This window comes from Streptomyces sp. NPDC052020, from assembly GCF_040680575.1.
GTDB lineage: Bacteria > Actinomycetota > Actinomycetes > Streptomycetales > Streptomycetaceae > Streptomyces.
On the sequence record NZ_JBFAWY010000011.1, the window covers coordinates 66,041 to 81,361 of the forward strand.

Annotated in this window: 9 protein-coding genes; 4 read left to right on the plus strand and 5 right to left on the minus strand. The window is 71.5% G+C overall.

Annotated features, from left to right (window positions below; all coding sequences use genetic code 11):
• Positions 1-197 precede the first annotated feature (197 nt).
• A complete protein-coding gene (locus AB0L74_RS14030) occupies positions 198-674 on the plus strand; it encodes an Lrp/AsnC family transcriptional regulator (protein WP_365650258.1) in 477 nt (158 codons plus the stop codon).
• 45 nt (positions 675-719) lie between these two features.
• Positions 720-1,415 carry an HAD family phosphatase gene (locus AB0L74_RS14035; protein WP_365650261.1) on the plus strand — a complete coding sequence of 232 codons (696 nt, stop codon included), beginning with the start codon at positions 720-722 and terminating at the stop codon, positions 1,413-1,415.
• A 35-nt stretch (positions 1,416-1,450) separates the two neighbouring features.
• On the opposite strand, the gene AB0L74_RS14040 is transcribed toward AB0L74_RS14035, so the two are convergent.
• Positions 1,451-2,083, minus strand: coding sequence for a TetR/AcrR family transcriptional regulator (locus AB0L74_RS14040; protein ID WP_365650264.1), 633 nt, complete (start codon positions 2,081-2,083; stop codon positions 1,451-1,453).
• A 76-nt stretch (positions 2,084-2,159) separates the two neighbouring features.
• Here AB0L74_RS14040 and AB0L74_RS14045 point away from each other — a divergent pair, with 76 nt between their 5' ends.
• A complete protein-coding gene (locus AB0L74_RS14045) occupies positions 2,160-5,303 on the plus strand; it encodes a carboxyl transferase domain-containing protein (RefSeq protein WP_365650267.1) in 3,144 nt (1,047 codons plus the stop codon).
• A gap of 146 nt (positions 5,304-5,449) precedes the next feature.
• Here the strand turns inward: AB0L74_RS14045 and AB0L74_RS14050 are convergent, their stop codons facing one another.
• From AB0L74_RS14050 to AB0L74_RS14065, 4 genes are read right to left on the minus strand one after another with little or no spacing between them, the layout of a single operon-like run.
• Positions 5,450-8,167 (minus strand): DUF3962 domain-containing protein, encoded by a 2,718-nt coding sequence (locus AB0L74_RS14050; protein ID WP_365650270.1) that lies wholly within the window; start codon positions 8,165-8,167, stop codon positions 5,450-5,452.
• A gap of 17 nt (positions 8,168-8,184) precedes the next feature.
• On the minus strand, positions 8,185-11,709 hold the full coding sequence (locus AB0L74_RS14055) for a hypothetical protein (protein WP_365650273.1): 3,525 nt from the start codon (positions 11,707-11,709) through the stop codon (positions 8,185-8,187).
• Positions 11,702-12,832, minus strand: coding sequence for a hypothetical protein (locus tag AB0L74_RS14060; protein WP_365650276.1), 1,131 nt, complete (start codon positions 12,830-12,832; stop codon positions 11,702-11,704). Before AB0L74_RS14060 ends, AB0L74_RS14055 begins: the two co-directional genes overlap by 8 nt.
• Complete coding sequence (locus AB0L74_RS14065) at positions 12,829-14,283, minus strand: PD-(D/E)XK nuclease family protein (RefSeq protein WP_365650279.1); 1,455 nt, start codon at positions 14,281-14,283, stop codon at positions 12,829-12,831. The genes AB0L74_RS14060 and AB0L74_RS14065 overlap by 4 nt, the downstream gene beginning before the upstream one ends.
• Here AB0L74_RS14065 and AB0L74_RS14070 point away from each other — a divergent pair.
• Positions 14,282-15,319, plus strand: a complete 1,038-nt coding sequence (locus tag AB0L74_RS14070; protein WP_365650282.1) for a serine/threonine-protein kinase — start codon at positions 14,282-14,284, stop codon at positions 15,317-15,319. The genes AB0L74_RS14065 and AB0L74_RS14070 overlap by 2 nt on opposite strands.
• Positions 15,320-15,321: the final 2 nt, after the last annotated feature.

Here is a 15,321-nt window from a genome sequence, read left to right on the forward strand (position 1 = left end):
ACGTATCCATATCAGCATCCCGGACACCAGTGGCTCAAGAGCTACCTTTCAGACTGGTCCATTGGCACAGTCCAGCCCGCTCAGGTTCGGCCGCGAGCGGACCAACGGCCCAGGACGAGTGGCACACCGGCTGAGCTCGCGGCTGGGCCATTGGTACAGTCGGACGGATTCACCGAGGGACGAGGAGACGGGTCACCGTGGCCGTGGACGAGCTGGACACCCGCATTCTGCGGCTGCTGCTGGAGCAGCCGCGCACCAGCGTGCGCGAGTACGCCCGCATCCTGGGCGTGGCCCGCGGCACGGTCCAGGCCCGCCTCGACCGGCTGGAGCGGGAGGGGGTCATCACCGGTACGGGCCCCGTCCTCTCCCCCGCCGCGCTCGGTCACCCGGTGCTCGCCTTCGTGCACATCGAGGTCACCCAGGGCCACCTCGACGACGTGGGCGACGCCCTCGCCGCGGTGCCCGAGATCGTCGAGGCGTTCTCCATCACCGGCGGCGGGGATCTGCTGACCCGGGTCGTGGCGCGGGACAACGCCCACCTGGAGGACGTGATCCAGAAGCTGATCAGCCTGCCCGGCGTGGTGCGCACCCGCACCGAGGTGGCGCTGCGCGAGCGCGTCCCCCACCGGCTGCTGCCGCTGGTGGAGTCCCTGGGCCGCGCTGCCCGGGGCTGACCGCGTCGCTCCGGGGCCCGCGCGATCTTTGACATGCTGGGGAGCATGAGCACTCTCGGCGGCATCTCGGTCATCTTCGATCTCGACGGAACGCTCGTGGACAGCGAGCCGAACTATTTCGAAGCGGGTCGGCAGATCCTCGCCGAGCAGGGCGTCCCGGACTTCACCTGGGAGCAGCACGAGGAGTACGTCGGCATCAGCACGCGGGAGACGGTCGCCGACTGGAGGCGCCGCTACGGCCTGACGGCCTCGGTGGAGGAGCTGGTCGCCGCCAAGAACCGTCGCTACCTGGAGCTGGCCCGCGCCGCTACCCGCGTGTATCCGGAGATGCGGAAGTTCGTCGAGCTGCTGGCGACCGAGAACGTGCCCATGGCCGTGGCCTCCGGTTCTTCGCCGCAGGCCATCGCGGCGATCCTGGCCGGGACCGGCCTGGACGCCTATCTGCGCACCGTCGTCTCGGCCGACGAGGTCGCCCGGGGCAAGCCCGCGCCCGACGTGTTCCTGGAGGCGGCCCGCCGCCTCGGCGCGCGTCCGGCCGACTGCGTGGTGCTGGAGGACGCCGCCCCGGGCGCCGTCGCCGCGCACGCCGCCGGGATGCGCTGCATCGCGATCCCGTACGTCGCCGCCCAGGCCGGTGCCCCGGAGTTCGCCACCGCCGGGCTGCTGCTGCGCGGCGGCCAGCGGGAGTTCACCGCGCGGGCCGCCTACGACTGGCTCGCGCGGTCGGTTCCGTCTCCCTGATCCCGTGATCACCGAACCACTGCGTCATGGTGCGGTCACTCCCGACGTGCCGGTTCGGCTCGCAGCAGGTGCAGGTACAGGGCGGTGACATCGCGTACGGCGTCCTGGTGGATGCCGGGCCGCTCGGCGGTGCGGCGGGCGAACTCGACACACATGCCGCCCACCGCGCGGGCCAGGGTGAGCGGCTCGGCGAGCGGACGGGCGCGGCCCTCGGCGGCCAGACGGCGGATGTAGCGGGCGTGGCGGCGCACCGGCCGCTCCCGGATCTCCCGCCACAGCTCCGCCACGTCCGGGTCGGTGCGGGCCTGCTGTTCCAGCAGGCCGAGCAGCGGCAGATGCCGGGCGTAGGCGGCGACGAACGCGCCGACGGCGGCCTCCGCGACGGCCCGCACGTCGTCGGTGTCGACGCCGGGGACGTCCTGCGCGGCGAGGAAGGCGTCTCGCACACGCGCCGCGAGGACGCGGAAGATCTCTTCCTTGGAGGCGAAGTACACATAGAAGCCCGCGCGGGACACCCCGGCCTCGGCGGTGATGTCGGCGACGGTGGCGGGACCGTGGCCGAGCCGGGCGAAGACGGTCTCGGCCGCGTCGAGGAGGTGGGCGCGGGCCGGGGCCTCGGTGCGGTCGCGGGCGGTGCGGACGGCCCATGCCTGGTGTGTGCGTGCCACCCGGCCCAGCGTATTGACGTTGACGTCAATGTCAATGACCATGACAAGCCGGTCGATGCCGTCCTGGAGGGCTTCCATGGGTTCTGCCGCCGTGCTCGTCGCCAACCGCGGGGAGATCGCCGTCCGGGTGCTGCGGGCCGCGTCGGAGACCGGGATGCGCGCGGTCGCCGTGCACGCCGAGGGGGACGAGGCGCACGTCCGGGCCGCCGACGAGGCGGTCCCGGTGGCCGGGTACCTGGACGCGGACGCCCTGCTGGCCGCCGCCCACCGCACGGGCTGCGGCTTCCTCCACCCGGGCTACGGCTTCCTGAGCGAGAACGCGGACTTCGCCCGCCGGTGCGCGCGGGCGGGGATCGTGTTCGTCGGGCCGCCGCCACAGGTGCTGGAGGTCTTCGGGGACAAGGCGCGCGCCCGTGACCTGGCGGTCGCGGCGGGGGTGCCGGTGCTGCCCGGGACGGGGGGCGCCACCACGCGGGCGCAGGCCCGGCAGTTCCTCGCGGACGGACCGCTGATGATCAAGGCGGTCGCCGGGGGCGGCGGGCGCGGCATGCGGGTGGTACGGCGGGCCGGGGAACTGGCGGAGGCCTGGGAGAGGTGCGCGTCGGAGGCCGAGGCGGCCTTCGGCCGGGGCGAGTTGTACGTGGAACGGCTGCTGGAGGGTGCCCGGCACATCGAGGTCCAGGTCGTCGGGGACGCGACCGGGGCGGTCACCCACCTGTGGGACCGGGATTGCAGTGCCCAGCGCCGCCACCAGAAGCTGATCGAGATCGCCCCGGCGCCCGGACTGCCCGCCGCCGTACGGCAGGGGATCCTGGACAGCGCTCTGCGCCTGGCTCGCGCCGCCGGGTGCACGAGCCTGGTCACCGTCGAGTTCCTCGTCCGGGGCGATTCCTTCCACTTCATCGAGGCCAACCCGCGGCTCCAGGTGGAGCACACGGTCACCGAGGAGGTGACCGGCGTCGACCTGGTCGCCGCCCAGCTGCGGCTGGCCGCCGGCCGGACGCTGGAGGACCTGGGCCTGGCCGGTCCGCCCGCGCCGCCGCGCGGCTGCGCCGTGCAGGCGCGGGTCTACGCCGAGACGGCGGGCCCGGACGGGAGCGTGCGCCCGTCGGCCGGGCGCCTGACCCGCTTCGACGTGCCGGCCGGCCCCGGCATCCGGGTCGACACGGCCGCCCGGACCGGGACGGAGGTGGACGTCCGCTACGACCCGCTGCTCGCGAAGGTCGTCGCGCATGTGCCCGAGGGTGGTGTGGAGGCGGCGTGCGCGCGGGCCCGGCGGGCGCTGGGCGAGTTCACCGTGGAGGGCGTGCGGACCGGGCTCGGGCTGTTGCGGGAGGTGCTGGCCAGGCCCCGTTTCTGGGCGCACACCGCGGTCGTCGCCGAGCATGCCCGGCCCGTCGCCGAGGACGTGACCGGGCGGGCCGCGGACGGGGCGGTGCCCGCGCCGATGAGCGGCACGGTCGTCTCCGTCGACGTCCTGCCCGGCGAACCGGTGCGCGCCGGGCAGCGGTTGCTGGTGATCGAGGCCATGAAGATGGAGCACGTCGTGCGGGCCCCGGGCGCCGGGGTCGTGGACGCCGTGCACGCGCGCGTGGGCGCCACGGTCGGCGAGGGCCGGGTGCTCGTCACCCTCGACGGCGTGTCCGGCGCGCCCGCCGAGGCCGCGCCGGCCGACGCGGCCGACCCGGACCACATCCGCGCCGACCTGGCCGAGGCGCTGCGCCGGCACGCCGCCGGGCTGGACGAGCACCGGCCGCAAGCGGTGGCGAAGCGGCACGCGGCGGGCCGGCGCACGGCCCGCGAGAACATCGGCGACCTGTGCGACCCCGGCTCCTTCACCGAGTTCGGGGCCCTGGCGATCGCCGCGCAGCGCCGCCGCCGCCCGCTGGACGAACTGATCCGCGACACCCCGGCGGACGGCATGGTCACCGGCACCGCACGGATCGGCGGGGAGCCGTGCGTGGTGATGTCGTACGACTACACGGTCCTCGCCGGCACGCAGGGGCTGAACAACCACCGCAAGGCCGACCGCATGCTGCACATCGCCGCCGAACGCCGGCTGCCGGTGGTGCTGTTCGCGGAGGGCGGCGGCGGCCGTCCCGGCGACACGGACACCACGTCCGTGGCGGGCCTGCATGTGTCCACCTTCCACCGGATGGGCCGGCTCAGCGGCCTGGTCCCGCTCGTCGGCATCGCCTCCGGCCGCTGCTTCGCGGGCAACGCGGCCCTGCTGGGCTGCTGCGACGTGGTGATCGCCACGCCCGAGGCCACCATCGGGATGGGCGGGCCCGCGATGATCGAGGGCGGCGGCCTCGGCGTGTACCGGCCCGAGGAGGTGGGCCCGCTGTCGGTGCAGGTGCCCAACGGGGTGGTGGACATCGCGGTCGCCGACGAGACGGAGGCCGTCCGGACGGCCCGGCGCTATCTCTCGTACTTCCAGGGGCGTCAGGAGAGCTGGGAGGCACCGGACCAGCGGCCGCTGCGGCACGCGGTGCCGGAGAACCGCCGCCGCGCCTACGACGTCCGGACGGTGATCACCGGGCTCGCCGACACCGGTTCCGTGCTGGAGCTGCGGCCGGCCTTCGGCGTGGGGGTGCTGACCTGCCTGGTGCGCATCGAGGGCCGGCCGCTGGGACTGATCGCCAGCAACCCGGCCCATCTCGGCGGGGCGATCGACCGGGACGCGGCCGACAAGACGGCCCGCTTCCTCCAGCTGTGCGACGCCTTCGGGCTGCCGGTCGTCTCGCTGTGCGACACCCCGGGCTTCATGGTCGGCCCCGACGCGGAGCGGACGGCGACGGTACGGCACTTCGCCCGTCTCTTCGTGACCGGCGCCCATCTGCGGGTGCCACTGGTGAGCCTGGTGCTGCGCAAGGCGTACGGGCTGGGCGCGATGGCCCTGATGGGCGGTTCCACCCGCGCCCCCCTGGCCACCGCCGCCTGGCCGAGCGGCGAGTTCGGCGGCATGGGCCTGGAGGGCGCGGTCCGCCTCGGCTACCGCAAGGAGCTCGCGGCGATCGAGGACCCCGGGCAGCGGCGGCGGGCCTTCGAGGCACGGGTCGCGGAACTGTACGAGCACGGGAAGGCCGTGAACGCGGCGGCGGCGCTGGAGATCGACGGGGTGATCGATCCGGCGGCGTCGCGGGGGTGGATCCTCAGTGCGCTGGAGGGCGGGTCCGCGCAGAGGGCGGGGCGGCGGAGGTTCGTCGACACCTGGTGACCACCGTGTGGGCCGGGCCAGGCCCGGATGCGATGGCCGAAGTCGGCGGTAAAAGCTCGGTACCTCAGCCCGTCGCACCGCACGACTGATGGGGGGTGCCCCTCCACACCACGCGCCCCGCTCACCTCCTGGCGTCGAGACAGAGATCAACGAGGAGGGACAAGAGGCAGAACGTACTCCCCCGCCAGCCGTGCCAGGTGCAGAGGAAGCGGGCGGGAGAGCGGTGGGTAGTCATCGTGGAAGCGGAGTTGGTGGGCGAGTGTCGCCCACTCGGCGGGCGAGTCGGCCTGTTCCTGTTCCCGCCCGGCGTCTGCCAGGGCCTTGTGCGACAGGCAGCCGAGCACCGTCAATTCCAGGTACACGGGGTTCCATGCGGTCTTCCTGGGGGCTGTGGGGTATGTCGTGGTGGGGATCAGCTTCATCAGGCCTTTTGGCAGCGTGGCCGTGTGCGGGACGTCGGTCGTGCTGGCGAAGACTCGGTTGTCCGGCTGGGCCGGCCCCCATACGCCTTGGGAGAAGCCCACCTTTCCCTTGCCGTCATGGGCGTACCACTCGGGCACCTCATCGCGCCCGTTGCCGTCCCGGGCGAGGACGATCCGCAAATCGGGTCCGTAGACGGCGAGCCGCTGATCCGGGTCGGCGCCGAATCCCAGCATGTCCCGTGCCAGCGTTCCGTTGCGCAGACGAGGCCAGCACTGGCGCAGGTTGCCCAGGTCGGCCAGCAGCAGCGTCGGCCGTTCACGGAACTGATAGAACAAGGCCCTGATCTGCCGCTCGGCTTCCTGCTGCCCATGCTGTTCCGCTTCCGACCGCGAGCGGCCGCCCTTCGGGAAGTCGCTCTCCGGCGTGATCGGCGAGTCCACCCCGGAACTGTCCGCCAGCGAACGCAGCAGCCGGTGGTAGGGCACCCACTCGGCACGCTCCGGGTTCCAGCCGTGGACGGTGCCCTCGTCGGGGCGGACCCGTACCGCCACCAGGCGGCGTACAGGGCAGCGGGTCGGCCCTTTCCTGGTGTGGCGCACCAGCCAGAGAGCCGCGTACTGCACATCGCCCGGGATCCCCGCACCCACCCGGTGCGCGGGCGGGGAGATGGCGCCGAGTTGCCGCAGGACGTCGAGCCATGTCCACCGTGCCCGGTGGGCGAGGGTGTCCTCCTCCTCGTCGGGCACGGTGATGAACTGGGTCAGCCTTCCCCGCCGGGCGCAGGCGATGCGCAAGGCGTGCTTCGGGTCGGAGTCGGGCACGTCCTTGAACCGCTTCTTTCCCCCGATCTCGATGAGGGCGACGCCCAGGCCCGCCGGGGCCGGCTCAATGTGGCCGGAGGCGACAGCGCACCTTTCGGTGATGGCGTCGGCCAGCCGGCGGGCACGGGGGCGCCGACGGTCGCCTGACAGCTTCAGGGCATCGGTCAAAGTCCCGGCCGGCCGTGTCCGGACGCGGATGTCGATTCCGTCCGCCTGCCAGCACCAGGTGTCTTCGGCACCGTCCCGTGGCCGTCCCGGCGCGAGCCCGATCAGTGCCGGCAGCTCTGCGAGCAGCGCCTTGCGGGTCTCGGGGGTCTGCCAGCGCAGGTCGACGTCGAGCGGCGCACCGTTCAACGCACGGGCCAGCGCCGAGCGACGGCTGAGCGCCAGGAGCGTCTCCCGTGTGGCCGCCTGGCCGGCCAGGGCGGGCCGGGACAGGAGGGAGGGCGTGTTCTTCCTGGTGACCCGGCTGAGGTCGGGCACCCGGCGCAGCATCGGCCGCAATCCCTCCTCCACCCAGGTATCCAACAGGGACCTCTCCTTGGGCATCAGGCCTGATCCCACACTGTGCGGACCGAGGACCGGGCTGTAGACGATGCCCGCGGCGACGCCCTTGTGTCCGTTGAGCCACTGCTCCGGCGCGGAGAACAGGTCCACGGGTTCGGGATAGCGGCGGACGATGTCCAGATCAGGCAGGAGGAGGGCCGGGCTGTGCCGGCGCCACGCCAGGCGTCCCCGGCTGCGCTCGAAAGCCAGGGTGTTCTCCACCAGCCTGGGCGAGCGGTCCGGGCCGTCGGGCCAGGGCAGCGGCGCATCCAGCAGTACGGTCGTGCCGCGCAGTTCCCTGGGCTCGATCTCCAGGCCGGTAGCCCATCGACGGATGCTCGTCGCGACGTGGACACGGAAGCGTTCGGCGAACGGCACGGTGTGCACGGTGAGGGTGATCAGGGCCGAGTAGTACCAGGTTCGCCTCTTGTGCTCGTGTCGCTGCGGCGGCCAGGAAACCAGTTCGGCGCCGCCCTCGCGGCTCACCACTCGGAAGCGGATGTCCTGGCCCAGTACCCGGCAGGGCCGGGCCGCGAGGTGATGGGCCGCCCACTCCGGCAGGAGGCTGAACAGGCGGCGGGCGGGTTCGGCGGTGCCGCCGGGGGATACGGAGGTCTCGGTCAGGTCGACCGGTTCGGCCTGCCAGGGCGGTAGGTGCGCCACGACGGTGTCCAGCCGTTCGAGCAGTCGGTCCTCCAGCTCCGGCTCCCTGGTCTCGTCGTCCTCGGTCTCATCGTCCTCGTGTCCGCGCAGCAGGCCGGCCGCCCACGTGCCCACCAGCGGGCCGACGACCTCGGAGGGCACCGGTTCACGGCCGTACAGCCAGGGGCTGTCAGCCGCCGTGTGCGCGTTGCGGGCGGTGGCGACGACACCTGGCGCCATGGATCGCAGCAGGGAGTTGAGCTGGCGGACCGGCAGACGCGCGGTGTGGTCGCTCTGCTTGCGGATCCGGCCGTGCAGGCTGGTGAGCAGCGTGTGCAGCTCCTCGCCGAGCCGCATGACGTGCAGGGACTCCACCAAGGGTCCGTGTGCGGGGTCGGGTTCGTAGGCGGAGGTACGGATGGTGCCGTACATGAGGTTTCTCCTCTGATTCAGGTCGGGGGAGGTTGCGGCACGGCCGTGCCGGCTCGGGCAGCGCTGTCCTGAGCCGTCAGACAGCGGTCGAGCATCTGCCAGAGCGGCTTGTAGAGCGCCCGGACGATGAACCGGTCGGCTGCCGGGACGCTGTCCGTGCCGGAGAAATAGGGCTGCAGCACATGCCTGATGCTGTGCAGAAGGCTTGTCTCGGGGGTGTCGGGCTGAGGTGGGGAGGCGGCCTGGCGCGGGGTGAAGGCGGAGTCGACGAAGACCACCCGAGCCGGCACGCCGCCGCGCACCAGACGCCCGATGACCTGCCACATCAGCACGAGCATGTCCCAGGTGACCTGTTCCCGGTCGTCCCCCAGCCGGCTCCACGCCATGCTCCGCCGCAGTACCTGGTACCACCGTGACCGCGCCTTGCGCCGGACCGCTTCCGCCCCGTCCTCCACGGTGGCGCCGCCGCGCATCCACCGCGCGAACTCACCGCTCTCCTGGGCCCGCACGATCCAGTCGTTGATCGCGCTGACGGCGAGTGAGAGATCCTCGGGGTGCGGGTTCGGCCGGACCAGGAAGTACACCGTGCCGATGGCGGCCACATCGTCGTCGTTGAGGATGTTGTGCCCACGCTCGAGTGCGAGCAGGGGCGCCACCAGGATGTCGGCCCGGCAGTCCTTCAGGTGCTCCACGTCTCCCCGGCGAAGCACCCTGGCATGGTGGCCGTCTCCGTCGTGGCCGTCGTCCTCGACGTCCTCGTCGTCCGAGACCAGTCGCAGCACCCTGCCCTTCCAGCGCACGTTGAGGTTGTGCAGGGTGTCCGCGACCACTCGGGCCTCTTCGTAGCTGCCCACCAGGAGCAGGATGTGGTCACGGCCGTCCGGCAGATCCAGCATCTCCCGTTCCAGAGGGCCGCCCTCCTCGTCCTCCTCCGCGCTCGCGCCCAGCGCGGCAGCGATGCGCCGCAGTCTGTCCGGCCGGCCGTCCGGGGCGGTTCCGGACACCTGTATCGCCGCGTCGCCGTCGTCGATGAACTCGAAGCGCATCAAGCTCTCTTCAGCGATGCGCTCGGTGTCTTCCGGCCGCGGCTCGATGATCGCGCCGACCGGTACGGGGATGTGGTAGCGGCTGGACTTGCCGGCCCAGCTGCTGCCCGACATCAGCAGGACGTGGGTCCCGGGCCGGCCGTCGACCGCCGGGATGTCGGGCAGGTTTCGCAGCAGTTCGCGGCCTACCCCGCTGCAACGGAAAAAGGTCAGCTCACCACTGCGGATTCCGCCCTCGTCCTGGCCGTTGACGTGGAACTTGAACCCGATGACATTGCCCATGGGGGCTTCGGGCACCATGGGCCCGTAGTCGGCCGGCCGGCGGTACATCGTGTTGAAGCCGAGGTGGAGAGCCGCCTCCACCCTCGGCCACATCGCGTTGATCAAAGCCAGTTTCGGCTCCAGTGCGCACAGCAGGAGGGTGAACTCGAAACGCTGGGCGAACTGGGTGCGCCACTGCTCCGGAGTCTGCGGCGGCTGTGGCTCCTTTCGCCGCCGGCCGGTGCCCCGCCTGCGCTCCCATCGATCGTGTTTCTCCTGCCAGAGTGCACGCTCCCGCTCGTACTCCTGGTGTTTGCCGTCCATGAAGGACTCCAGCCGGAAGACGTCGTCCATCACCTGCGCCACCCGACGCCTGGTGTTCTCCGGGTTGCCGGTGTGCAGGATCTCGTTGAGCAGTCCCGTCAGGTCGCCGAAGTCCTCCTTGGTGAACCGGAAGCGATCTCCGAAGGGGTTGTCACGGAAGGCGTCCAGCTTGCTCCGCAGAGCCTCCCGTTCCGCACCGGAGGCGTCGGCGCCGTGCCCGCGCCCGTCGGCGGTGTCGTCGCCTTCGGGCGTCTTGTAACGCTCGTCCAGGAGTCTGAGGTGCAGCGTCCATGCGCTGAAGTAGCCGGTGCGCACCCAGGTGCGCAACTCGTGGTCGGCGACCAGCATCGCGTACAGGCGATCGGTCGCCGCCTGCGCCGTGTTCAGCGCCGCGGTGAAGTTCTCCACGTCCCGGTCGGAGAGCTGTACCCGGCCTCCAACGGCCAGCTCCCGGATCTTGTGGTCGGTCAATTTGTCGATGAAACCGTCCTCGTCTCCCCCTGCCAGCAGTACGGCCGGAGCAAACGCCTGATCCCACTGCATCTGCACCCGGTCCGCCTCGTCCACGATGACGAGGTCGCTTCGGCGGCAGGCCAGTTCGAGGTACCGGATTCGCTCGCCCTGCTGCGCCCGGGACGGGGAGGCGTCGACGAGCGCGGCGGGCGTCGTCACCCAGATGTCCGCTCCCACCAGCGCGCGCGAGGTGTGATGCCGCGGGCACGCGGACCAGTATGGACAACTCACCGGCCTCTGCTGCCAGCGTGACGCCCAGTGCCGACCGGTGGCCGCGCGCTGCCTGGAGGCTTCGGGGTGCAACCGGGTGCAAGGAGCTTCACCGAAGGCCAGCACCCCGGCCGGGCCGCCGCGCAGTGCGTTGAGGACGCAGGAGGTGCTCAGGTGGTCGAAGGACTGGTCCTGGTGTGCGAGCAACCGGTGTTCGCCCTGCCCGGCCAGTCGCCGGTGGAGCCGCTGGGCGTGGCGTTCCCGGCTGCCGGCCCCCACGATCGGCGCGGCAGCCCCATCGGTGTAGACGTTGTAGAGCTTGACGAGTTTGAGAACTTCGGCGACATCGCCCACGACCACGGTGACCCGCCTCTTGTGAGGGCGGGTGGCCAGATGTACGGCGATGACGTCGCGCAGGGTGCTCTTGCCCGCCCCGACGATGCCGAGCAGGTGCTGGATGCGGTCCACGGTGAGCGTCCGCGCGCCCTCGAAACCGTGTTCGGTCCTGACGGAGAGGAAGAACCTGCCGAGTCTGCCGGCCCAGTCGCGGTCGTCCACGGTGTCCATCCACGCCGCCGTCTCCTTCAGCTCCTTCAAAGTGAAGGCCAGCGGCTCTCCCTTGCCGGGCGGCAACGCGTCCAGGTCGTGTGCGACGAGGTGCGCGGGCGCAACGGGCGGGAGGTCGACCACCGCCATGGTGTGGCTGACGGGGAAGGCGTGCGGTCCCGGGCCGGCCACGTCGGGGCGGTCACCGGCCAGTGGTGGGGCGACGCGCAGCAGTTCGTCGTAGACACTCCACCTGTCGTGCGCCACCGACACCTCGCGGCGCTCGGCGGGCTGGTCCGGATCGGGGACGTCGAAGCCGCGCAGGGCCGGTTTGAAACCCTGGTACCGCTCCAGGGCTTCTCGCCAGGCCCGGCGCCGGCGCAGTGTCCACATCGAGTAGCGCCCGGCGCGCAACGCGGCCTCGCCTTCGGGAGGCAGGGGGACGCCCCACGCCTCGGCGAAGGGGTAGCCGCTGAAGAGCACCCAGGCGTGTGCCGCCGGACTTCCCGGCATCAGCCGCTCCTGGAGGCGCAGTCCGATCTCGACCTGGCACAGGGATTCGTACGCGGCCTTGCGTACGCCAGGCTCGAACTGCCAGAGCGGGGCGATGACGTCGTGCAGGCCACGGGCGAGGCTACGCATGTTCCTCCTCGGCTTCCCGGGTCGGGTCCTGGGGTCGCAGATGACGCTCCAGGTCATCAGAGGTCGTGAGGGTCACCCGTGCGCGGGACTCTTCGCCGAGCGCGGTCTCGAAGGCGGCGCGGTAGCCTGCCCGGTCCGCCGCTCGCCGGGGGACCACCACCAGGACGGGATCGACGGCACCGGCGAAGGACTCGCTGACACGGCCCGCCAGCAGCGTAGGCTGCCATCGGTCGTGGACCTGCACATACCAGGAGCGCGAGCCGGGGGCGGTGACGTGGTAAGTGCCCAGACCGCTGTCCGGGAGGAGGGTGTTCCCGGCGCCGATGCGCGTGAGTTCATCCAGCACCTCCTGTTCCGTGCGGGACGGGAGTGTGAGGAATACGCGCAGGCTACGCCGCAGGATCAGGCACTGACCGGGCTTGCGCAGCCGCCGGAACGGGATGCCTCGCGGACAGTCCTCCCCTTCGCACCAGGTGTCGGTCCCGCTGTGCCTCTCGCCGCGCGGAGCGCGGGCCGGCAGCCCGCAGGTGCCGCACAGGGTGAGCGTCCCTCGGTCCCACAGGGCTTCGGGAACGGGCTCGTACAACTCCCTGACTTTGTTCCAGGTCACAGGTTCCCAGGCGCGGCCGAAGCGGTCCTGCTGACTGATCACGGGACGGCGTGCCAGAAACCGCCGGCACCGGTCGAACCGGTCGGCCGAGCCGCACCTGTGTTCCAGTGCCGACAGGGAGTCGAGCGCGTCCTGCTCGGCTCTCCCCGGCCGGCCGAATGGGGCGAGCTCCAGGCATGTCCGCGTGGGCATCAGCCCTACCGGGTGGATCAACCGCGCGTCCGGGGTCACCAAGGCGTGCGGCACGTCGAACAGAGGGTCGCTCGCGTTGCGCAGGGTGCACCAGGACAGGAGCTCGGGCAGGCTCTTCGGAGGTGTCCGTCCATGGTTCAGGCAGTGCAGGACCGTCCGGTCGAGCGCGTGCTGCGCTTCGCGCGGGTACGGAAGGGAGAAGGAGCGCAGCCCGTCGTGTTCTGCCAGGAGGGTCACGACGTGCGCCCAAGCGAGAAAGAGGTTGCTTCCCTGATGTGTCCCGGGCCGCTCCGGTGCGCCGTCCGGCGCCTGGAGCGTCATGTGACGGTCTCCTCACCGGCGCGCACCGAGCACCAGCGCGCCACTTCGCAGCGGGTACATCCGTGACCTGGGCGGGGCGGGTAGGCGTCGTCGCGGTGCCAGTCGGCCGCCAAGGCCCGTACCACTTCCTCGGCGGCGGCCCGAACCGCGGGAGCGTACGGGTCGATGATCTCCAGGTCGGCGCCGGCCGGGCGCAGAAGCTCCAGTTCTATGCGGGCCCGGGAGGGCGAACCGCCCAGGGCGCCGCGTGAGAGAAGCCGCACGGCCAGCGCCAGCTGCGGATAGCGCTTCAGCACGTCGCGGGACTGGCTTCGGCCAGCGGCGGACGTCTTCGTCTCCCGCCAGACCCAGGAGTCCCCGTCGCGGTAGAGCAGATCCGGTTCCGCGATCACGATCACATCGGCCGCGGAATCGTGACGGACCACACGGGGTTCGGCTCGCACATCGCTCCTGTCTCGCACGCACCGCAACGGGCATACCGCAGCATGACGGCGCAGAAGGAGCGCACCGAGACCGATCTCCTCCTCGGGCAGTTCGAAGCCGTCCGGAACCCACTGGGCGGGGACGTCCACCGAGCAGGGGCGAAGGGGGCCGTGGCCGTGGCGTTCGGCGAGGTAGGCGTGCACGGCGCGGCCGCGTTCGGCCGCAGGGCTGCGCTCGACGGTGTCGGCTGCCGGAAGGTGCAGGCGGCGCATGTGGTCGCGCGCCGGGCAGACGCGGTAGCTGCGGCCGTTGGTGACCGACCAGGTCCGCCGGGGCCGGCCGGTGGTGTCCAAGCCCAGCAGTCCGGGTGCCGGACGCAGGGCCGGACAGAGCGAGAGGTACGCGCATCCCGCGCACGAGGGGCCCGGCCGGTACTCCCGGCCGTCCAGCACAGCTGCCAGGGCGTCGGGGCCACCGCCCGTCCGGTACCGCTCGACGGCCTCGGCGCGCGTGCCCTCGAACAGGGTGCGGGTCCGGCTGTCGAGCAACGCGAACTCCACGATACGGACCTGTTCGGGGAGCGGCCCGGGGATGCCTTCGGCGGTGGCCAGTGCCGCCGCCGCGACATGGCCCTGGTACGGCTCTCCCTTGCCGATCCGGTTCACCGGGAGGCGGAGTTCGCGCAGGGCGCCGTCCTTCGACCGAAGGCAGCGGCCCCATACGGTGATGCGATATTCGTGTGCCCCTCGGTGGTCAGGCCGGGCAAGCTGGTGCCGGTAGGTCCATGCGGGCACCTCGGTCATCGGCCGGGCCGGATCCGCCGGAAACGCATCACGGTAGGCGGAGCGGGCGTGCGCGGTCCACTGTCGCAGCCCGTCGTGGAGCGGGGCGGTCGGGCCGTTCATGAAGGGACCGAAGGCGAAGTGCTCCAGGACTTCGCGTTTTCTGTCCTCTCGCACCTGCGCCCGGTAGCCACGCGCCTTCATGGCGTCGGCCGCAGGGCAGCGATAGGCGGTGTCCTTGAACATGCCCAAGGACACCGTGAAGACGTCGGATTTCCGGTACACCCCGTCGGGTGGTGACCAGGAATCTGTCATGTTCATCCCTTTCAGTTCGGTGATGGCCGCACGCAGGCGTGCGGCGGGGTCGGAAGGCAGGGCCGTGAAGCGACACGGAAAGCTCGTCCTGGACCGCTATGAGCTGCTCGACGAGATCGGCAGCGGCGGGCAAGGCGTTCTCCACCTGGGGCGGGATGTCGAGACGGGCAGGAAAGTGGCCGTAAAGCTCCAGAAACCCCGTGTATTCGAATCGGCGGACAGTTACCGGAACATCGGGGAGGCGTTCGAGGAAGAAGCCGCCATGACTCAGCGGCTCACAGGCATCCCGGGAATTCCGGAACTCATCGCCAGCGGCACCGTCCGCTCCGGCGGCGAACGGCGCTGTATCGTCCTGGAGTTCGTCGACGGAACCGTTCTCTACGACATGATGCTCCGGGCCCGTCCGTTCCGGGTTCCGGCAGTGGCAGCCGTCATCGGTCAGCTGTGCGAGATTCTGCACCGGGTGCACGGAGAGCGGCTGGTGCACCGCGATGTCAAACCGGAGAACGTCATCCTCGACCCGGACGGCCGTGTCTGGCTGATCGACTTGGGCCTCGCGCTCCTCCGAGGCGAGAAGACGGACCGAGGTGACGGCACGCTCGGCTATGTGCCACCGGACGAGCTCGACGGCTGCCCGCAGGGCGTGACGCCGTCCTCGGACATCTTCGCGCTCGGATGCATGATGCTGGAGATGACCGTGATGCGGTTGCCCTACGCCGGCATGAGCGAGCGCCCCGCGCCGGAGTGCCCCGTGCTGCCGCCCGACCGTCTGCGGCAGGTGCCTCTCCAGCTCCGGTCCCTTGCCCTGAGCATGGTGGACCGCGTTCCGGAGAACCGCCCGCGGGACGTACGGGAGATCTTCGACCGCCTGCGGCCCCACCTGCCCTCTCCCGGGTCCAAGCCACCCGCCAAGCCGCTGGATCCCGACCCCACCGAGTACTACCGGACCCACAGGCCCACCCTGTGAGC